The organism is Stenotrophomonas sp. PUT21 (assembly GCF_052232875.1).
Taxonomy (GTDB): Bacteria; Pseudomonadota; Gammaproteobacteria; order Xanthomonadales; family Xanthomonadaceae; genus Stenotrophomonas; species Stenotrophomonas maltophilia_N.
On sequence record NZ_CP197645.1, the window covers coordinates 921,133 to 941,521 of the forward strand.

The 20,389-nt window shown below is 68.0% G+C and carries 17 protein-coding genes; 12 read left to right on the forward strand and 5 right to left on the reverse strand.

Going from position 1 to position 20,389, the window contains the following annotated elements; genetic code table 11:
- The first annotated feature begins 33 nt into the window (after positions 1-33).
- From ACTT2I_RS04315 to ubiM, 3 genes are all read left to right on the forward strand, one after another.
- Positions 34-567, forward strand: a complete 534-nt coding sequence (locus tag ACTT2I_RS04315; RefSeq protein ID WP_421099723.1) for a DUF4019 domain-containing protein — start codon at positions 34-36, stop codon at positions 565-567.
- An 18-nt stretch (positions 568-585) separates the two neighbouring features.
- Positions 586-975, forward strand: coding sequence for an MAPEG family protein (locus tag ACTT2I_RS04320; RefSeq protein ID WP_088435128.1), 390 nt, complete (start codon positions 586-588; stop codon positions 973-975).
- Positions 976-1,064: 89 nt separating this feature from the next.
- Positions 1,065-2,249, forward strand: a complete 1,185-nt coding sequence (ubiM, locus tag ACTT2I_RS04325) for a 5-demethoxyubiquinol-8 5-hydroxylase UbiM (protein ID WP_421099722.1) — start codon at positions 1,065-1,067, stop codon at positions 2,247-2,249.
- 15 nt (positions 2,250-2,264) lie between these two features.
- Here the strand turns inward: ubiM and ACTT2I_RS04330 are convergent, their stop codons facing one another.
- Positions 2,265-2,495: an RNA-binding S4 domain-containing protein gene (locus ACTT2I_RS04330; RefSeq protein WP_088435126.1), complete on the reverse strand. Its 231-nt coding sequence runs from the start codon at positions 2,493-2,495 to the stop codon at positions 2,265-2,267.
- Positions 2,496-2,761: 266 nt separating this feature from the next.
- Between ACTT2I_RS04330 and ACTT2I_RS04335 the strand changes: the two genes are divergently transcribed.
- The 5 genes from ACTT2I_RS04335 (at position 2,762) to ACTT2I_RS04355 (ending at position 10,964) form a co-directional block, all read left to right on the forward strand.
- Positions 2,762-4,705 (forward strand): DEAD/DEAH box helicase, encoded by a 1,944-nt coding sequence (locus tag ACTT2I_RS04335; RefSeq protein ID WP_088435125.1) that lies wholly within the window; start codon positions 2,762-2,764, stop codon positions 4,703-4,705.
- A gap of 222 nt (positions 4,706-4,927) precedes the next feature.
- The gene (locus ACTT2I_RS04340; RefSeq protein ID WP_443096791.1) at positions 4,928-7,309 is read left to right on the forward strand and encodes a putative bifunctional diguanylate cyclase/phosphodiesterase; all 2,382 of its coding nucleotides are present in this window, start codon (positions 4,928-4,930) and stop codon (positions 7,307-7,309) included.
- Positions 7,310-7,411: 102 nt separating this feature from the next.
- Positions 7,412-9,046 carry a sensor domain-containing diguanylate cyclase gene (locus tag ACTT2I_RS04345; protein ID WP_421099721.1) on the forward strand — a complete coding sequence of 545 codons (1,635 nt, stop codon included), beginning with the start codon at positions 7,412-7,414 and terminating at the stop codon, positions 9,044-9,046.
- A gap of 56 nt (positions 9,047-9,102) precedes the next feature.
- On the forward strand, positions 9,103-9,825 hold the full coding sequence (locus ACTT2I_RS04350) for a pseudouridine synthase (RefSeq protein ID WP_019184431.1): 723 nt from the start codon (positions 9,103-9,105) through the stop codon (positions 9,823-9,825).
- 68 nt (positions 9,826-9,893) lie between these two features.
- The gene (locus tag ACTT2I_RS04355; RefSeq protein ID WP_421099720.1) at positions 9,894-10,964 is read left to right on the forward strand and encodes a sensor domain-containing diguanylate cyclase; all 1,071 of its coding nucleotides are present in this window, start codon (positions 9,894-9,896) and stop codon (positions 10,962-10,964) included.
- A 55-nt stretch (positions 10,965-11,019) separates the two neighbouring features.
- Here ACTT2I_RS04355 and ACTT2I_RS04360 read toward each other — a convergent pair whose 3' ends face one another.
- Positions 11,020-11,967, reverse strand: coding sequence for a DMT family transporter (locus tag ACTT2I_RS04360; RefSeq protein ID WP_421099719.1), 948 nt, complete (start codon positions 11,965-11,967; stop codon positions 11,020-11,022).
- A gap of 77 nt (positions 11,968-12,044) precedes the next feature.
- Here ACTT2I_RS04360 and ACTT2I_RS04365 point away from each other — a divergent pair, with 77 nt between their 5' ends.
- A complete protein-coding gene (locus ACTT2I_RS04365) occupies positions 12,045-12,701 on the forward strand; it encodes a Pr6Pr family membrane protein (RefSeq protein WP_421099718.1) in 657 nt (218 codons plus the stop codon).
- Between the two features lie 4 nt (positions 12,702-12,705).
- On the opposite strand, the gene ACTT2I_RS04370 is transcribed toward ACTT2I_RS04365, so the two are convergent.
- Positions 12,706-13,524: a DUF72 domain-containing protein gene (locus tag ACTT2I_RS04370; RefSeq protein WP_421099717.1), complete on the reverse strand. Its 819-nt coding sequence runs from the start codon at positions 13,522-13,524 to the stop codon at positions 12,706-12,708.
- Complete coding sequence (locus tag ACTT2I_RS04375) at positions 13,521-13,961, reverse strand: VOC family protein (RefSeq protein ID WP_088435119.1); 441 nt, start codon at positions 13,959-13,961, stop codon at positions 13,521-13,523. The genes ACTT2I_RS04370 and ACTT2I_RS04375 overlap by 4 nt, the downstream gene beginning before the upstream one ends.
- A gap of 111 nt (positions 13,962-14,072) precedes the next feature.
- On the opposite strand from ACTT2I_RS04375, the gene ACTT2I_RS04380 reads away from it, so the two are divergent.
- Together ACTT2I_RS04380 and smrA are read left to right on the forward strand one after the other, a co-directional pair.
- Positions 14,073-15,650: a serine hydrolase gene (locus ACTT2I_RS04380; RefSeq protein WP_421099716.1), complete on the forward strand. Its 1,578-nt coding sequence runs from the start codon at positions 14,073-14,075 to the stop codon at positions 15,648-15,650.
- 89 nt (positions 15,651-15,739) lie between these two features.
- The gene (gene smrA / locus ACTT2I_RS04385; protein WP_293981610.1) at positions 15,740-17,572 is read left to right on the forward strand and encodes a multidrug efflux ABC transporter SmrA; all 1,833 of its coding nucleotides are present in this window, start codon (positions 15,740-15,742) and stop codon (positions 17,570-17,572) included.
- Between the two features lie 74 nt (positions 17,573-17,646).
- Here smrA and ACTT2I_RS04390 read toward each other — a convergent pair whose 3' ends face one another.
- Positions 17,647-19,455: a DUF885 domain-containing protein gene (locus ACTT2I_RS04390; RefSeq protein WP_088435116.1), complete on the reverse strand. Its 1,809-nt coding sequence runs from the start codon at positions 19,453-19,455 to the stop codon at positions 17,647-17,649.
- 156 nt (positions 19,456-19,611) lie between these two features.
- Between ACTT2I_RS04390 and ACTT2I_RS04395 the strand changes: the two genes are divergently transcribed.
- Positions 19,612-20,382: a DUF4349 domain-containing protein gene (locus ACTT2I_RS04395; protein WP_421099763.1), complete on the forward strand. Its 771-nt coding sequence runs from the start codon at positions 19,612-19,614 to the stop codon at positions 20,380-20,382.
- The last annotated feature ends 7 nt before the right edge of the window (positions 20,383-20,389 follow it).

The window sequence follows — 20,389 nt, forward strand, 5'->3', positions numbered from 1 at the left end:
GGAGCGCAGTTCCTTCCAGCCAACGGTGTCCTGATGCGTGTTCCGCTGCTGCTGTTGTCCGCTCTGCTGCCTTTCGCCACGCTGGCCCAGACGCCGCCGCCGCCGGCCACGCCAGCGCCGGCCCCGGCACGCCCCGCGCCCGCCGTTGCACCTGCCGCACGTCCGGCACTGAGCCCGGCGCAGCAGGCGCAGGTGCAGAAGCAGGATGCGGAAATGACCGCCGCTGCCCTGCAGGTTGCCAAGCTGGTCGATGCGAACCGTGCCGGCGAGGCATGGAAAGGCGCATCGGCCGTGGCGAAGAAGTCGGTGACCGAGCAGGCCTTCGTCAGCCAGCTCACTGCCGACCGCCAGCGCCTGGGTGCATTGGCCTCGCGCGGCCAACCGGTGGTGACCCGGGTCAAGTACGCCGCCGGTGCGACCGTGCCTGAAGGCCTGTACATCAACGTCAGCTTCCCCACCCGCTTTGCCAACAGTGCCCAGCCGGTGCGCGAACTGGTCTCCTTCCGGTTCGACGAAGACCGCGTCTGGCGCCTGGCCGGTTACAGCGTGCGTGCCGCCACCCCCTGATCGCCGGAGACTGCGCAGATGAGTATCGAGATCCAGATGCTGGTGTGGTCGATGGTGCTCGGCCTGGTGCACGTGTTCGCGCCTTCCACGCTGATCACCCGCGAGCGTGGCATCGGCTGGAATGCCTCCGCCCGCGATCAGCCGATGCCGCCGCCCAGCCCGCTGGCCGGGCGCCTGCAGCGGGCGCAGAGCAACTTCATGGAAACCTTCCCGTTCTTCGCCGCGGCGGTGCTGGCGGTGGTGCTGACCCAGCGCCAGGACGGGCTGACCGCGCTGGCCGTGCAGCTGTACTTCTGGGCGCGGCTGATCTACCTGCCGCTGTACGCCGCCGGCGTGCCTTATGTGCGCAGCCTGGTGTGGCTGGTCTCGCTGCTGGGCATCGTGATGCTGCTGTGGGCGCTGCTGTGAACCGGCGCTGGCGCGCCTGATCCAGATCAAGGACGGTGCCCGCGCGGCGGCGTTAAGCTGCAGCGGACACGTAACGGCAGGATGGGATCATGCAGTCAGTGGATGTGGTGGTGGTGGGCGCGGGCCCGACCGGGTTGTGCTTCGCACGCGCGCTGGCCGATACCGGCCTGAGCGTCACCCTAATCGAACAGCAGCCGCGTGCCGCGTTGGCGCGGGCCGCGTTCGACGGCCGCGAGATCGCGCTGACCCATGCATCGCGCCAGATCCTGGAATCGCTGGGTCTGTGGGCGCAGCTGGATCCGGCCGAGATTTCCCCGCTGCGCGATGCCAAGGTGATGGACGGCGGCTCGCCGTTCGCGCTGACCTTCGCCGCGCACCCGCGCACCGGGGATGACCTGGGCTGGCTCGTGCCCAATCATCTGATCCGCCGCGCCGCGTGGCAAAGCGTGCAGGGCCAGCCCGGGCTGGACATCCTGGACCAGGCCAGCGTGACCGCCGTCGTCCCCGGCCTCACGCACAGCACCGTCACCCTGGCCGACGGCCGCCAATTGGCCGCACGCCTGGTGGTTGCCGCCGACAGCCGTTTCTCCGCCACCCGCCGCCAGCTCGGCATCGGCGCGCAGATGCGTGACCTCGGCAAGTCGATGCTGGTCTGCCGGATGCAGATCGAAGTGCCGCACCAGCACACCGCCTGGGAGTGGTTCGGCTATGGCCGCACGATGGCGCTGCTGCCGCTCAACGGCGATCAGGCCTCGGCCGTGATCACCCTGCCACCGCGTCAGATCGCGGCCTTGATGGCCCAAGATGACGCAGACTTCGGCCGCAGCATCAGTACCTTCTTCGAACACCGCCTGGGCGCGATGCGGCGGGTGGCCACTCCGGTCGCGTACCCGTTGGTGGGGGTCTATGCCCACGCGTTCGCCGGTGATCGCTGCGCGTTGATCGGCGATGCCGCCGTCGGCATGCATCCGGTCACGGCCCATGGCTTCAACCTGGGGCTGCAGAGCCAGCATCGGCTGGCCGGGATCGTGCGCAAGGCGGCGGCTCAGGGGCGCGATATCGCCACACCGTCTGGCCTGGCCGCTTACGAGCGCGGGCATCGCCTGGCCTCGCGCCCGCTCTACGAGGCGACCAATGCGATCGCCTCGCTGTACACCGATGATCGCCTGCCGGCGCGGCTGCTGCGCCGGGCCGGGCTGCGGCTGGCGCACGGGGTGGCCCCGTTCCGCCAGCTGATCACCGCCCACCTGACCCAGCGCGATACACTGCGCTGAGCAGGGCCGGGCAGGTCAGGGCGCGTCGCTGTCGGCGATCACATGAATGACGGTCTCGGCGAACTGGACCTGCTGCCCCGCGCGGATCTTGCAGGCTTTGCGCAGCTCGACCTCGCCATCGACCAGGACCTGGCCGTCGCCGATCACGGTCTTGGCTTCGCCCCCGCTGGTGACCAGGTCGGCCAGCTTGAGCAGCTGCTTGAGCTCGACGTAGTCGCGGTCCAGTTCAAATTCGAGGGTCTGCATGGCGCGGTATCCTGGGAAAGGGCGCGGCGGTGGGGCCGGGCCGGAAAAGGGCGCGTATTGTGCGCCAGCACGTGGCACAACGGCATCCGTACGGGAATCTGTACGCGTTGTTCAGGAACGATGCGGTATCATCGCCCCCTGAGTGAGTGAATTCTCCTCCGACCGAGCAGCGCCAGGGCACGCGATAAGAAAGGGCGCCCAAAGCGCGGACCATCCCCCTTTTTTATCTCACTGCCACGCAAAAGGGCAGTGTTTCGGAGTTCCCCATGTCCCAAGAATCCCCCGCGCCGCTGCTGTTCGCAGATCTCGGCCTGTCCGACGCTGTGATGCAGGCCGTCGCCACCGTCGGTTACGAAACCCCCTCGCCGATCCAGGCCGCCACCATTCCGGCCATGCTGGAAGGCCGCGACGTGCTGGGCCAGGCCCAGACCGGTACCGGCAAGACCGCCGCCTTCGCGCTGCCGGTGCTGTCCAACCTCGATTTCAACCAGACCAAGCCGCAGGTGCTGGTGCTGGCGCCGACCCGCGAACTGGCCATCCAGGTCGCCGAGGCGTTCCAGACCTATTCCTCCGGCATCCCCGGCTTCCGCGTGCTGCCGGTGTACGGCGGCCAGCCCTACGGCCAGCAGCTGCAGGCCCTGCGCCGTGGCGTGCACGTCATCGTGGGCACCCCGGGCCGCGTGATCGATCACCTCGAGCGCGGCACCCTGGACCTGTCCGAGCTGAAGACGCTGGTGCTCGACGAAGCCGATGAAATGCTGCGCATGGGCTTCATCGACGACGTCGAAGCCGTGCTGAAGAAGCTGCCGGAGACCCGCCAGGTCGCCCTGTTCTCGGCCACCATGCCCTCGCAGATCCGCCGCATCGCGCAGACCTACCTGAAGAACCCGGCCGAAGTCACCATCGTCAGCAAGACGACGACCTCGGCCAACATCCGCCAGCGTTACTGGTGGGTGAGCGGCATGCACAAGCTGGACGCGCTGACCCGGATCCTGGAAGTGGAACCGTTCGACGCGATGATCATCTTCTCGCGCACCAAGGCGGCCACCGAAGAGCTGGCCGAGAAGCTGCAGGCACGCGGCCTGGCTGCGGCCGCCATCAATGGCGACATGCAGCAGGCCCAGCGCGAGCGCACCATCGGCATGCTCAAGGAAGGCAAGCTGGACATCCTGGTGGCCACCGACGTGGCCGCCCGTGGCCTGGACGTGGAGCGCATCAGCCACGTGCTGAACTACGACATCCCGTACGACACCGAAAGTTACGTGCACCGCATCGGCCGTACCGGCCGTGCCGGCCGCACCGGTGATGCGATCCTGTTCGCCACCCCGCGCGAAAAGGGCATGCTGCGTGCGATCGAGCGCGCCACCCGTCAGCCGATCGAAGAAATGCAGCTGCCGAGCGTGGACGCGGTCAACGACACCCGTATCAGCAAGTTCATGAGCCGCATCAGCGATGCGCTCGATGCCGGTGGTACCGAGTTCTACCGCGACCTGCTGCAGCGCCTGGAAGGCGAGAAGAACGTGCCGGCGATCGACATCGCCGCCGCGCTGGCCAAGCTGCTGCAGGGCGATTCGCCGTTCCTGCTGACCCCGCCGGTCCGTGGCGCCCGTGAAGAGCGTGCCCCGCACCAGCGCAACGAGCGCAGCAACGACCGTGGCGAGCGTCCGGCCCGTTTCGAGCCGCGCTTCGAGCGTGGCCCGCGCCGTGAAGACGACCGCGGCCCGCGCCCGCCGCGTCCGGAAGGCGACTTCGGCAACAGCGAAGGCGGCTTCGAGCGCGCCCCGCGCCGTGACATCGCCCCGCGTGGTGCCGCCGAGCCGGGCATGGAAACCTTCCGTATCGAAGTGGGCCACGTGCACGGCGTGAAGCCGGGCAACATCGTCGGCGCGATCGCCAACGAAGCCGGCCTGGAAAGCCGTTTCATCGGCCGCATCGACATCCATGACGACTTCTCGGTGCTGGACCTGCCGGCCGAAATGCCGCAGGACCTGCTGACCCACCTGAAGAAGGTGTGGGTCTCGGGCCAGCAGCTTCAGATGCGCAAGGTCGAGCCGGGTGAAGACCTGACCCCGTCGCCGCGTCCGGCGTTCAAGCCGAAGTTCGGCCAGGGCAAGCCGCGTGGTCCGGGTGGCCCGCGCAGCGGCCCGGGTGGCAACGATCGCCCGCCGCGCCGTGACGGCTTCAAGCCGCGCGGTCCGCGCAACTTCTGATCGCCCCCGGGTGATCGCCTCGACGCCAGCCTCCGGGCTGGCGTCGTCGTATCCGGCCCCCGCGAGCCGGCCCGCCGGTTTCGCACCGTCTCAACAACACTGGCCCTAGCCTGCAGGTTGGACCATGCTCCAATGGAATGAGTTTCCACATCCGCAGCCCCGGGGGGATCGGCGATGGTTGGAGGTCGCAGGGAGAGTGGCGGCACCGCGATACCGTATTCAATGCGGGGTCTGACCCTGCGCTTTGTGCTGTTGACCGGCATGGCCATCGGCCTGGTCGGGATTTCCGCGTTGATCCAGGAGCTGCAGGCCGCCTCCACCGCGTGGATCATGGGCCAGAGCCACTGGTCGCGTGGTCAGCAGCAGGCCACCCACGCGCTCTCGCGCTATATCACCTCGGGCAACCCCGACGACCTGACCGTGACCCGGCAGGCACTGCGGGTGCCGCTGGGCGATCTCGCCGCCCGTCGCGCACTCGAACAGGCCGAGCCGGACACTGCCGCGGCACGGCGTGGCTTCATCGAAGGCGGCAATGCGCGCGGGGACATCAACCGCCTGATCCTGTCCTACCGCTTCCTGCGCGATCAACCGTATTTCCGCGATGCGGTCCGCCTGTGGCGCGACACCGATGACGATCTGCTGCAGCTGGTGGCCATCACCGACCGGGTCCAGGCCGGGCATGCGGCCGGCAGCCTGACACCGGCGGTGCAGCAGGCCCTGCTGCGCCGGGTGCAGGCACTGGATGTGGGCATGCAGAACCAGGCGCGCGCCTTCTCCAGTGCGCTGCTGCACACCGCGGCGATGGTGCGCATGACGACCTTCATCGTGGGCGGGTTGTCGGTGCTGGCGATCACCCTGGTCGCGGTATTGCTGGCGCGCCGCGTGCGCAACGACCTGACCGAACAGGAGAGCCGCTTCCGCGCCGCGTTCTACCAGGCCACGGTCGGCATGCTCAAACTCGACGAGGAAGGCGGCATCGTCGAGGCCAACCAGGCGATGGCCGATATCCTCGATCACCGCCGGGAGGCACTGCTCAGCTTGTCCCTGGCCGATCTGCTGGTGGAGGGCGAGCTGATCCTGGACGAGCACGGCCGGATCGACTGGCCACGCCAGCTGCGCCCGGGCGAGCTGCGTTTCCTGCGCGCCGACGGCAGCCTCATGTGGGGGCGCTGGAGCGGGACGGTGGTGCACCCGCGTGCGGGGGCGCCTGCGGTGTTCGCCCTGGTCGAAGATGTCTCGCAGAACCATGCCTTGGCGCGGGAGGTGGAACACCACGCCAGTCACGACCCGCTGACCGGGCTGATCAATCGCCGCGAGATCGAACGGCTGCTCGAACAGGCACTGGTGACGGTCCGCGAGGACGGCGGCACCCACTCGCTGTGCTACATCGATCTGGATTACTTCAAGCTGGTCAACGACGGGCTTGGCCATGCCGCCGGGGACCAACTGCTGCGCAGCTTCGCCGACTACCTGGTGGGGGCGGTGCGCGACGGCGATTGGGTGGGGCGCCTGGGCGGCGACGAGTTCGCCTTGTTCCTGGCCAATGCCGGCCAGGACGAAGCCAAACAGGTGCTGCAGCGGGTGATCCGCACGCTGGGCCAGGTCAGCCTGCACCACGGCGACGGCGCCCCCCGGGTGAGCTGCAGCGTCGGCGTGGTCGAAGTGACCGCCGAGGCACCGGATGTGAACTGGCTGATGAGCGCGGCCGACAGCGCGTGCTATGCCGCCAAGGAGGCCGGCCGCAACCGCGTGCATTGCTACAACGAAAGCCGCATGGCGCTGGATGAGCGTCGGCGCGAAGCAGAGCGGTTGGCCAATGTCTCCAGCGCGATGGCCGAGAACCGCCTGCTGCTGTATGCCCAGCGCATCGAGCGGGTCGGCGATCCGGAGTTCCTGCATTACGAAGTGCTGGTGCGCATGCGCAGCCCGGAAGGGGCGTTGCAGGGGCCGGCCGAGTTCATGGGCGCGGTGGAGCGCAATGGCATGGGCATGGCCCTGGACCGCCATGTGCTCTCGCTGTTGTTCCGGCATCTGCAGGTCTGCCCGAGCCACGTGCAGCAGCTGGGCCTGTGCAACGTCAACGTATCGGCACAGTCGATCGCCGAGCCCAGCTTCCTGGCCTTCGTCACCGACCTGCTCGAACGCAACCACGGACTGGCCCGCAAGCTCTGCTTTGAAATCACAGAAACCGCCGCGGTCAGCAACCTGCAGCAGGCGCGTGCCTTCATCGATGCGGTCAAGGCGCGTGGCTGCCGGATGGCGCTGGATGATTTCGGCTCGGGGCTGTCCTCGTTCGGCTATCTGCGCGAGTTGCCGGCAGACATGCTCAAGATCGATGGGGTGTTCGTGCGCGACATGAACGTGGATCCGGTCAACCGCGCTGCCGTGCGGGCGATCACCGAGGTCGGCCGCGAGCTGCACATGATGGTGGTGGCCGAGTGGGTGGAATCGGCGGTAGTGGCCGACCAGCTGGCGCAGATGGGCGTGGAGGGCCTGCAGGGGTACGCGATCGAACGGCCGATCCCGCTGGAGCGGATGACCCAGCTGGCGATACGCCCGGTCGGCGCGGGCCGCGCGTCCGAGTCCTGGCGGGGCATGCCATGATGCGATAATCCCCGCCGACGGTTGCGGACACGGTGTGCGCGGACGGACACGGGCGGGCAGGGCGCAGGTGTGAGCAACGGGGGCGGGTACTCGATCGGGTGGATGGCGCTTGCGCTGATGCTGCTGTGGCTGCTGCCCTGGAGCCTGCAGGCCGCGCCGCGCGTGGGGCAGGACTTCCTGTTGCTGGGCGGCGCCACCGATGAGGTGACGCCACAGCGCGCCTGCACACCGGATGTGCTGGCCCGCCACCAGGAAGTGCTGTCGATCCCGGCCCCGGCCGCCGGCTGGTCCGGCAAACCCCAGGCCGTGGATGTGTTCGGCGTACTCACCGGCGAGGTCCGGATCAGACATGGCGACCGTGAGATCTGCGGCAGCATGCACGATGCCCGCACCCGCGATTCGCGCTTCCGGGCCGGGGTCGGGCTGGTGGTGGTGCCCGAGGCCGGCGATCACGAGCCGATCGTGGTGTCCTGGACCCGCCCGCTGAAGGACCGCTGGGTGCCGACCATCCAGCTCGGCGCGCCCAGCCCGGTGCAGCAGAACGACACCGCCCGGTTGCTGATGCGCGCGGCCTGCATCGCGGTGGCGATCGCCTTGGCGCTGTCGGCGCTGATGGGCTGGGCCACCACCCGCGACCGCTCGTTCCTGATCTATGTGGGTGCCTGTGTGGTGTTCGTGCTCTGGCAGGCGGTGCTCGGCGGGCTGAGCGGCTATCCCGAACCGTGGCTGCCGGTGCAGGACCGCGCCTCCTGGTGGCTGATCGCACTCACCGCGTTCAGCCAGGCGCTGCTGTTGCCCATCCTTTGGCGGCTCAATGGCGGTGACCGGCGCTGGCCGCGCTCGCGCCCGGCGCAGCACCTGGTGCTGTGGGGATTGATCGCGCTCGGGCTGAGCGTGCCGCTGTGGGGGCTGGACGGGCTGGGCATCGTGGCGCGGGGGCTGGAGTGGAGTTTCCTCGGGGTCTGCACGCTCTGCCTTGGTGCGGGGCTGTGGGGGCTGTGGCGGGGCGATGCGCATGTGCTGCCGGGGCTGGCCGCGCTGGCGCCCTGGTGGATCATGATCGGGGCCGATGCGCTGGATGCGCGCTGGCTGGTGGCGTACCGGATCGAAGCACTGCAGCTCTCGGCGACCTGGTTCCTGATGATGGCCGCCTACGCCCTGAACCTGCGGCTGGGCCGGCTGCGTCGCCAGCGCGACGAAATGCGCCAGCTGGCCGATACCGACGTGTTGACGGGGCTGCCCAATCGCCGCGCCGGCCTGCGCCTGCTCGCGGAGTACCTGGAACGTGCGCGACAGGAGCCGCATGCGCTGGCGATCGGCTTCCTGGACATTGACCTGTTCAAGGACATCAACGACCAGTTCGGGCATGAAGTGGGCGACCAGGTGCTGGTCGCGGTGGCGCGCGCGCTGCGTGGCTCGGTGCGCAACCACGACGATGTGATCCGGATGGGCGGTGAAGAATTCCTGGTGCTGCTGCCCGGTGCCGGTCATGCCGCCGCCGTGGCACGGCTGGAGACGGTGCGGCAACAGGTGGCGGCAGTCACCCAGGCGCTCGGGATCCCCGGCCTGACGGTGTCGGCCAGCATCGGCCTGGCCGTGCTCAAGCCCGGCAGCGACGACCTGGCCGGGCTGCTGCGCCGGGCCGACCACGCCATGTACTGCGCCAAGCGCAACGGCCGTAACCAGATCCATGACGGCGAGCGCACCACGACCGCCGGCGATCCGCTGCCGGCCTGAACCGCCGGCACGCGGAAAAACGCAGCGGCGGCCACCTTTTGCCCGATAATGGGCCGATGACAACCCGACTCAACAAGCATATCGCCGACACCGGCTTCTGTTCCCGTCGCGAAGCCGACCGCCTGATCGGCGAGCGCCGCGTCACCGTCAATGGCCATCCGGCCGGTACCGGTGCGGTGGTCGGCGAACAGGACGTGGTGCTGGTCGACGGCCAGCCGCTGCGTGCGCGCGAAGCGAAGAAGGCCGGTGGCCGCAAGCACGTCTACATCGCGCTGAACAAGCCAGTGGGCATCACCTGCACCACCGAAAGTTCGGTGAAGGGCAACATCGTGGAGTTCGTCGGCCACGAGCAACGCATCTTCCCGATCGGCCGCCTGGACAAGGATTCCGAAGGCCTGATCCTGCTGACCAGCAACGGCAACATCGTCAACCAGATCCTGCGCGCCGAGAACGGCCACCAGAAGGAATACATGGTGGCGGTCAACAAGGCCGTCACCGATGAGTTCCTGCGTGGCATGGCCCGCGGCGTGCGCATCCGTGACGAAGTCACGTTGCCGTGCCGGACCAGCAAGCTGGCCAAGTTCGGCTTCCGGATCACCCTGCAGCAGGGCCTGAACCGGCAGATCCGCCTGATGGCCGCCGCGTTCGGCTTCCGGGTCACCCAGCTGCGCCGCGTGCGCATCGACAACATCAAGCTGGGCGCGCTCAAGCCGGGCCAGTGGCGCAACCTCACCGATGCCGAGCTCAAGGGCCTGCTGCCCAAACAGCTGGACTGGTGATGCTGTGCGTCACGTGATGGCGCGATACTCGGGCTAGACTGCGCAGGCACACGCTACTGCCTGCCACGATGATCAAGCCGTCCAAGCCGGACAACGAAGCACAGCGCCTGCTGGCGCTGCAGCGTTATCAGATTCTGGATACGCCGCGCGAGCGGTCCTTCGACGATCTGGTCACGATCGCCACCGCGCTGTGTGGCACCCGCATGGGCGCGGTCACCCTGGTCGATCAGGGCCGGCAATGGTTCAAGGCGCGACAGCTGCTGGAGGCCACCCAAACCCATCGCGACGTCTCCTTCTGCGGCCATGCCATCCTGCAGCCGGACCAGGTGATGGTGGTCGAGGACGCGCGAGCCGATCCGCGCTTCGTCGACAACCCGATCGTCGTTGATGAGCCGCATATCCGCTTCTATGCCGGTGCGCCGTTGTTGAGCAGCGATGGGCTGCCGCTGGGCACGCTGTGCGTGTTCGATGCAGCGCCAGGGCAGCTCAGCGGCGGTCAGCGCGATGCCTTGGCGGCCTTGTCCCGGCAGGTCTCGCTGGTGATGGAATTGCGCCGCTACGCGCATGAAATACAGCAGCACATGACCGACCGCGCCTGGTACGAGCAGCGCCTGGCCGAGTACAACGAACTGCTGGAACAGCAGAACGCCGACCTCGCCGAACAGAGCCGCACCGATCCGCTCACCGGCCTGCCCAACCGCCGCGCCATGAGCGCCGCACTGGAAGCGGCGGTGGTGGATGCCGACGGCCAGCCACGCGCGACCGCCGTCGCGCTGCTCGACATCGATCACTTCAAGACCGTCAACGATCTTTACGGCCATGCCACCGGCGACCACGTGCTGGCCGAACTGGCCAGGCTGCTGCGTGCGCATTTCGCCGGGCATGGCCTGGCCGCGCGTTATGGCGGCGAAGAGTTCGTGGTGTTGATGCCCGATACCCCGCTGGCTACTGCCGAACTGCAGTGCGATTTCCTGCGCATGGCCGTGGCCGATCTGCCGCTGGGTCTGCCGCTGACGATCAGCATCGGGGTGGCCGCGCACCGCCATGGCGATGCGATCGAGCAGACCCTGGCCCGCGCGGACGCGGCGCTGTACCGGGCCAAGGGCGAGGGCCGCAACCGGGTCATCCGCGCCGACTAGGGCAAGGATCGAAAATCGGGTGATTCCGGTACCGCGCGTTGGCCCGCAAGCGCGCTCAATCGGCGATGTTGCGCGCCTCGGACGTCGCCAGGAGTTCCGGGTGCTGCACCTTGCGGCGGCGGTTCAGCAGCGGGTGCAGGAACACCGCCCCGACGATGATTGCCACGCCGGCGTAGAACAGCGGCGTCAGTTCGCGCTGCTCGCTGAGCAGCACCATCGCCAGCAGGATCGCATAGACCGGTTCCAGGTTGGTCACCAGCTGCGAGGTGTAGGCGCTGATGTGGCGCAGCGCGACCAGCGCCAGCGCAAACGGCAGCAGCGTGCACAGCCCGGCCAGAGCCAACAGCAGCAGGCCATCGTGCAGGTCCGGAATCACCCACAGGTCGCTGGCCAGGGCTGGCAGCAGGAAGGGCAGCACCGGCGCCAGCAGGGTCAGGGTGAGCGTGCCCGCACCGAGTTCCAGCGCGGTCACGGTGAGCGGGTCGGCATGGCTGACCAGGCGCTTGTTGAGCGAGCCGAAGATCGCCACCAGCAGCGCCGACAACGCGCCGATGAGCACGCCCAGGCGCATGCCATCGGGCACGCCTCCCACCACCAGCGCGACGCCGGGCAGGACCAGGAGGCCGAAGGCCAGTTCGCGGAACTGGAAGGGCCGCTTGGCCACCCACGGTTCGATCACTGCGGTGAACACCGGCGCCAGCGCGATGCAGGTCGCCGCTACCGAGGCATTGGCCAGTTTCACCGCGCCATAGAAGGTGAGCCAATGCAGCGCGACCAGCGCGCCCACGCCGCAGTACCCGGCAACCAATCGCGGCGACAGCTGACGCAGCCCGCGCCACACCCGCGGCACCAGGGCCAGCATGGCCACCACCAGCAGCATGCGCCACCACACCAGGGGCAGGGCGGGCAGGGTGATCAGCTTGCCGAGGATGGCAGTGACGCCCCACAGCAGCACACAGAAATGGATTTGCAGCAGGGCTCTGCGGGTATCGGTCATCGGCATCCGCCTATTGTGCGGCAAGCCGGGACGTGGCGGACGCCTTCCACGTGATCTTTGCAGGGCCGTGGCATCCTGCGCCCATGACCCGTCCGCATAGTGATTCCGTCGCGCCCGCAACGCCGCCCACGCTACGTGCCTGGGCCGGTCTGACCGCCGTGGTCGCCGTGGCCGCGTTGCTGCTGCAGTACCACCTGCTGCTGCGCACCCCCGGCCTGGGGGCGGGGACGGCGACGCTGCGCTACCTGGGTTACTTCACCATCCTCAGCAACATGGGGGTGGCCGCGGTCTGCCTTGCCCTGGCGCGGGGTCGGCGCGATGGCCTTGCCGGGCCGGTCCCACGCGCGGCGGTGGCGTTGTTCATCGGCATCACCGGCGTGATCTACGTGACCATCCTGCGCCCGCTGTGGCACCCGCAGGGCGCGCAATGGTGGGCCGATAGCGGCCTGCATTACGCGGTGCCGGTGCTGTATCTGCTGGGCTGGGTGGCCGGACCGCACGGCGGCCTGCATCGGCGTGGACTGCTCGGCGCCCTGGCATTCCCCACGGTGTACCTCGGCTGGGCGCTGCTGGTCGGGCGGCTGAGCGGCCAGTACCCGTATCCCTTCCTGGACCTGGACACGCTGGGTATCGCGCGGGTCGCGCGCAATGCGCTCGCCGTAGGAGTGGTGTTCGTGGTGAGCGGCGGCCTGCTATGGGGGCTGGACGCGGCGCTGGCGGCGCGCCGTCGGCACCGCTGAACGCTCAGCGTTCGCCGAGCTGCTGCAACTGGTCGCGCAGGGCCATCGCCGCCCCCGGATTGCGCTGCTTGGCGGCGCCAATGAACAGCACATAGACCTCGCGCGGCGACTGCGCGGGCACTTCGGCGGCGAGGTGGGGAAGGTCCGGATTGTCTTCGCCGCGCGCCCAGCGCATCGCGCGCAGGCACCACTGCTCCAGGGCCCGGGCCGGGTAGCCGGCGCGCAGGGTGGCGCGCGAGCCCATCAGCCGTGCATAGATGAAGTCCGCCGTGGGGTCGGCAAAGCTGGGGTAGTCGTCAGACCCACTGAACACCAGCGCGGCACCGTGGGCGCGGGCGGCGGCCAGCAGTTCCGGCGTCCAGGCGGCGGGATTGCGCACTTCCAGGGCGTGCTGCAGGCGGTGGCCGGCGAGCCTGCGCGGGAGCATGCCCAGGAACGCATCGAACTCGGCCGCTGCGGCCGGATGGCTTTCCCCGAACTGCCAGATCAACGGTCCCAGCCGGTCCTCCAGCGCGCTGATGCCCTCGATGAAGCGTTCGGCGCGTTCACCCACGGTGGTCAGGTCATGCGTCTGGGTGATGGTGCGCGGCGCCTTGGCCGAGAAGCGGAAGCCCTTCGGCGTCTGCTCGCGCCACTGCGCATAGATGGCCGGCTTCTGCGCGCGGTAGAACGTGCTGTTGATTTCGATGCAGCCAAGCTGCCCGCTGGCATACGCCAGCTCTTCGCGTTGCGGCAGCCCGGCCGGATAGAAGGTGCCGCCGCGCCATGCCGGAAAGACCCAGCCGCCGATCCCGGTCCGGATGGTACCGGGCGCGGTGCTCATGCGCCGCCCGCGTGGTCGGCCCACGGGTCGTAGCTGCCGAACCACCACAGGTACCCCTCCAGATCGCGGCAGGCATAACCGCGGCCACCGTACGGCTGGTCGGCGATGTCGATCACGATTCGGGCGCCGGCCGCCACCGCGCGCGCATGGTGGGCATCCGGATCGGCCACGATCACACAGGCCGTCTGGGTCTGGCGGCCGCCGATCTCATCCGGGTGCACGCTGTAGCGGCCCCATTCGCTGGCGTTGTCGACCGAGCCGAGCATGATCATGCCGTGGCCATAGACCAGCTGGGCGTGGTGGACGGTATCGCCATCGGCATACACCGCCTGTTGCTGGAAGCCGAACGCGCGCTGCAGCCAGGCAATGGCGGCGTGCGCATCGCGGTAGCGCAGGCAGGGAATGAGGGTGGCGGTGGTCTGCGCGGGCGCGGTCATGGCGGGCCTCCTTCTGGCACAGGCGAGCCTGATCCGGCCCGCGTTACCATCGTGCGAAACCGGGGCATCGGCACCTTCGACGCCCCCGCCACACGCAACCGGAGACACTGCTTGAAGACATCCTGGATCGGAGGCGCCGTGCTGCTCGCATGCGCACCCTTGGCATCGGCGGCCGTGCCGGCCGAACTGCAGCGGCTGGACGCCACCATCGAACGCGCCCGCGCCGAGTTCGACATCCCCGGCATCGCCGTGGCGGTGGTGAAGGACGGTAAGGTGGTGATGGAGCGCGGCTACGGTGTGCGCGAGCTGGGCAAGCCGGACCCGGTCCAGGCCGATACGCTGTTCGCGATCGCCTCCAACACCAAGGCGTTCACCGCCACCTCGCTGAACCTGCTGGCCGAGCAGGGCAAGCTGAAGATGGACGATCGCGTGATCGATCATCTGCCCGGCTTCCGCATGTCCGATCCGTATGTGACCGGCGAAATGCGGATCCGTGATCTGCTCTCCCATCGCAGTGGCCTGAGCCTGGGCGCGGGCGATCTGCTGTTCTGGCCGACCACCACCTACAGCAACCAGGAGGTCGTGCAGCGGCTGGGCAAGGTACCGCTGAAGGCCGGCTTCCGCGATCGCTACGCCTACGACAATATTCTCTACGCGGTCGCCCAGCAGGTGATCGAGCAGGTGTCCGGGCAGACGTACGCGGACTTCCTGCAGCAGCACATCTTCACCCCGGTCGGGATGCGCGGCACCCGCTACAACGCCGATCATCTGCAGCCCGGTGACAACGCCGCGGTCGGTCACGCCAAGTACGATTTCAGCCAGCTGCGCACCGTCGCGCCGCTGACCTGGTCCAACAATGCCGGCGCCGGCGGGATCTATTCCAACGTGCATGACATGGCGCGCTGGATGAACGTGCAGCTGGCGCAGGGCACGCTGGAGAACGGCCAGCCGCTGTTCACCGCCAAGACCCAGCAGGCGATGTGGCAGATGATCACCCCGCAAGTGGTGCCCGAGCCGAGCGTGCCGCAGCTGGCAGCGGCGCGGCCGAATTTCGCCGGTTACGGCGAGGGCTGGAGCCTGAGCGATTACCGTGGCCAGAAGCTGGTCTGGCACACCGGCGGCTGGCCCGGCATGGTCTCGCGGGTGACCCTGGTGCCCGAGCAGAAGCTCGGCATCGTGGTGTTGACCAACCAGGAAGTGGGCGCGGCATTCAACGCGATCACCATGGAAGCGCTGGACGCCTATCTGCAGGCGCCCGCCACCGACTGGGTGGCCGCGTATGCGGCCGCCGTGGCCAAGTCGCAGGAGAAGGCGGACGAGGGCTGGGCCAAGCACCAGGCCGCACGCGATGCGAAATCCAGACCGTCGCTGCCGCTGGCACGCTATGCAGGCGGCTACCGCGACGCGTGGTACGGCGACGTATTCGTTGATCAGCAGGGCGGCAAACTGCGCCTGCGCTTCGGCAAGACCGCGCAGTTGATCGGCACGCTGGAACATTGGCAGCACGACACCTTCCTGGTGCGCTGGGACGACCGTTCGCTCAATGCCGATGCGTTCGTGAATTTCAGTCTGGATCCGGACGGCAAGGTCCGCGAGGTGCGCATGCAGGCGGCGTCGTCGCTCACCGATTTCAGCTTCGATTTCCAGGACCTGCTGCTGATCCCGATCGCACCGGCGGCCAAGGGCTGAACCCTGCCGCCAGCGTGTGATGGAGGTGAGAGTAAAAGAGCAGGCCGCGGTGGGATAATCGCGGCCTGTTTTGTTTTCGGTGCACTGCGATGTTCCGCTGGTTCGAATCGCTGATTCCGGTTTTTCCGCCGATCGATGGACGCATGCCACCGCGCAGGGTGGTGCCGTTCTATATCCACTATCTGCGCCCGGTGTGGCCGGTGCTGCTGGCGACGTTGATCGCCGGCCTGCTGCTGGCGCTGGTGGAAGTGGCGATGTTCGATTTCCTGGGCCGCATTGTCGACATGGTCGCCGAGCAGCCTGGCAGCGGCTTCTTCGCGCGGCACGCCAACACATTGATGTGGATGGCCGGCATCACCCTGATTGCGCGGCCGCTGCTGGTCTCGCTGCACAGCCTGCTGGTCAACCAGGCGATCGTGCCGGGGCTGAGCAACCGCTCGCGCTGGCTCATGCACAACTACGTGGTGCGGCAAAGCCTGAGCTTCTTCCAGAACGATTTCGCCGGCAGCATGGCCAACCGGGTGATGCAGACCGGTACCTCGCTGCGCGAATCGGCCGTGCAGATGGTCGATTCGCTCTGGTACATCATCGTCTACACCGGCACCGCGCTGTACCTGTTCGCGCAGGCCGACTGGCGGCTGATGATTCCGCTGGGGCTGTGGATGGCCGGCTATGCGGTGATCATGTGGTACTTCGTGCCGCGGGCCAAAGAGCGCGCGTGGATCGCCTCCGAGGCGCGCTCCAAGGCGATGGGCCGCATCGTGGATGGCTACACCAACGTGCCTACGCTGAAGTTGTTCGCCCATGGCGGCCGCGAGCAGGCCTACGTGGCCGAGGCGATCGACGAACTGGCGGTCAAGCACCGGGGCCAGACCCGGGTCACCACCGGACTGGAAGTGACCATCGCCATCGTCAACGGTTTCCTGATCGTGGGCACCTGCGGCCTGGCGTTGTGGCTGTGGAACGGCGGACACATCACGGTGGGTGCGATCACCCTGGCCACCGGCCTGGTGATCCGCATCCACAACATGTCCGGCTGGATCATGTGGACGATCAACGGCATCTTCGAGGATATCGGCACGGTGCAGGACGGCATCACCACCATCTCCCAGCCGCTGACCGTGCAGGACCGCGCCGATGCGGTGCCGCTGGTGGTCAGCCAGGGCGCCGTGCATTTCGATCACATCCATTTCCACTATGGCAAAAGCGGTGGCGTGATCGCCGGGTTGGACCTGCAGGTGAAGCCCGGTGAGAAGATCGGCCTGGTCGGCCCCTCGGGGGCCGGCAAGTCGACCCTGGTCAACGTGCTGCTGCGCCTGTACGACCTGGAGTCCGGGCAGATCCGCATCGACGGGCAGGACATCGCCGGTGTCACCCAGGAAAGCCTGCGCCGCCAGATCGGCGTGGTCACCCAGGACACCTCGCTGCTGCATCGTTCGATCCGCGACAACCTGCTGTACGGCCGCCCGGACGCGACCGAGGAACAGCTGCACGCCGCAGTCGCCAAGGCGCGGGCGTCGGCCTTCATCGACACGCTGGTCGATGGGGAAGGGCGTCGCGGCTACGACGCGCACGTCGGCGAGCGTGGGGTGAAGCTGTCCGGTGGCCAGCGCCAGCGCATCGCGATCGCACGGGTGCTGCTCAAGGACGCGCCGATCCTGGTGCTGGACGAGGCGACCTCGGCGCTGGATTCGGAAGTGGAAGCGGCGATCCAGGACAACCTGGACGAACTGATGACCGGCAAGACGGTGATCGCGATCGCGCACCGGCTGTCCACCATCGCGCGCATGGACCGGCTGGTGGTGATGGACCAGGGCCGCATCGTGGAAACCGGGACGCACGCCGAGCTGATCGAGGCGGGCGGGTTGTATGCGCGCCTGTGGGCGCGGCAGACCGGTGGCTTCGTGGCCGCCGACGCGTAACCCCGGCGGGGGGCAAAGAAACGGCCCGGGTCACCCCGGGCCGTTTGCCTGTCTGACGAGGAACGAGGCAGTACTTACTCGATCGGCTGGTCCAGCATCAGCTGGCGCGCGAAGCGCACCGGCGGGGCGCCATAGGACAGCATCTGGTCGTGGTAGGCCTTCAGGTTGAACTTGGCCCCCTGCTTGTCCTGCACGGCCTTGCGGGTGTCGAAGTGCTCCTGCGCACCGACGAAGTAGGTCGGCAGCTGCGCGGAGGTCAGCTGCGCACGCACCCACTTGCCTGAGGCTTCGCTTTCCTGCTGGAAGGCGTCGTGGGTCATCAGGTGCATCGCCTGCTCGCGCGTCCAGTTGTCCACGTGCACGCCCTGGTCCAGGATCGCGTTGGAGATGGTGCGCAGGTAGAACTTCAGCTGCACCAGGTGGAACAGCGGATCGTTGTCTAGGTAACCCTGCTCCTGCATCATCCGCTCGGTGTAGACCGCCCAGCCTTCGGCGAACAGGCCCGAACGCAGCACCGCGCGCAGCGTGGAGGGGAACTTGCCCGAGTGCCAGCCTTCCAGGTAATGGCCCGGGGTGCCTTCGTGGATGCTCAGCAGGTGGATCATGCGGCTGTTGTATTCTCGCAGGAACGAATCGACCTGCTTGTCGGTCCAGTCGTCCGGAATCGGCGAGACCGCATAGAAGGTCTTCAGGTTCTTGTCGAGCGGGCCCGGCGAATCGCAGTAGGCCACGGCCACGCCACGCTGGAATTCCGGCATCAGGATGATGTCGACCGGCGAATCGGGCAGGGTCATCAGGTCATGCTTGCGCACGAATTCGGTGGACTGCTCCAGCGCGGCCTTGGCATCTTCAACGACCTTGTCGCGTGCCGGCTTGTCGGCATAGGCCAGCTCCAGCGCGGCTTCGATCGCGGCCTGCTGCTGCTCGTCGCTCGGGTTGGCCGGCAGCGCCGGGGCGCCCGGCTTGTCCTTGAGCACGGTCTGCGCGATGCCGTACATGTCCTGGCGCACGCGCTTGAGTTCGGCACGCGCGCGCTCGCCGATCTCGGCGCGCGAGAGCGAGGAGTTCAGGGCGAACTTGAGCTTCTGGTCATACAGCTCCGCACCGATGCGGAAGTCGCCCTTGGCGTTCGGCACCAGGGTCTTGTCCAGCCAGGTCTGCTGCTCGTCGACGGCCTTCTTCAGGCCTTCGATGGCAGCCTGCAGGCGCTTCTGGTCTTCGGCCGGCAGCTCGCCGATATGCGGGGTGATGAAGGTATCGACGATGCTCAGGATGCCGCGGTTCTGCTTGGCCACGGTTTCAGCATGGATCTTCGGCACGCGGGCCGGGTCCAGGTTCTCCCGGGCCTGGGCGAAGATCTGCGGCAGCTTCTCCATGCGCGCGGTCGCCGACTTCAGGCGCTCGGGCAGCGGCGCAAACTCACGCGCCATCAAGCCATAAAGCGCGCTGCCGGCCATGCCGTTGTACATCTGCGGATCCCACTTCGGCGACTGCAGTACTTCGGCGGTCCAGACTTCGGACTGCAGCTGGTTGCGCAGGATCGCCGCGTCCACCTGGTTCTCGCGCGAGAGCTTGCTGACGTCGATCTTGTCCAGGTCGGCGAGCAGCGCCTTGTACGCGGTCAGCACCTTCTGCTGGCCGGCCGCGCTCAGGTCGTCGATCTCGCTGTCGTAGCGGTGGTCGCCGATCTGCGTGGCGCTGATCGGGGACAGCTGCATCCAAGTGTCCAGGGCGCGCTTGGACAGGTCGGCGAAGGCGGCATCGACCGCCGCATCGCCAGCCGGGGTGGCCGCTTCGGTGCCGGTGGCGGGCGCAGGGGAGTCGGCCTGCTGACAGCCACCGAGGGCGGCAATCAGGGCGAGGGCAAGCAGATGCTGGCGCATCGGTGTTCCTGTACTGGGGACAATCCCCGAGCATAGAGCCGATGGCCCCCGTTGTCCCCGTGCCATTGGATTACCATGCGCCGTGAAGATCACCGCCTTGGATGGAGTTGCACTGTGACTGGATGGACAGGACGGGCCCGCGCCGGGCTGGCAGGGATGCTGTTGCTGGGCCTGGTGGCCTGCGGCCGCAGCGGGAAGGACTACGCCGCCGATGCGGCTGCCGGGGCGGTGGCCTCCCCCGAAGGCGCGTTCCTGGCCTATGAACACGATATCCGCATCCAGCTCGACGCCAAGCGCATCAGCGAGCGGGTCAAGGCAGTGTCCGAGGCCTGCCAGAGCAACCGGTTCGGAGACTGCGCCGTGTTGCAGGTCGGCGAGGAGGGCGGTGAGACCCGCTCCGGCTCGATCCGCGTGCGCATCGCGCCGAAGGGGGTCGAACCGATCATCGCCCTGGCCGGCGAGGGCGGCGATGTCGCCTCGCGCAACACCCACGCCGAAGATCTGGCCCAGCAGGTGGCCGATACCGCGCTGACCCAGGCACGGCTGCAGAAAGAACACGCCCAGTTGCAGGCCTATCAGCAGCGCAGCGACATGAAGGTGGCCGATCTGCTGGCGGTATCCCAACGCATGGCGGAGATCGAAGCCGGGCTGGAGCAGGCCAACAAGGAGGCCGCGCAGCAGCGTCGCCGGATCGATACCCAGCTGGTGAGCCTGCACTTCGAAGGGCCGGCCGGCCAGCGCAGCCGCAGTGAAATCGGCAAGGCGGTCAGTGAGTTCGGCTCGATCTTCACCACCAGCATCGCGTTTGTGATCCGTGCGGTGGCGGCACTGCTGCCGGTGGGCGTGGTGGCATGGGCCGTGGGTGCCGTGGGCGTGGCGCTGTGGCGCCGTCGCAAGCGCCGCAAGGCAGCGGCGTCCGCACGCTGACCTTGCC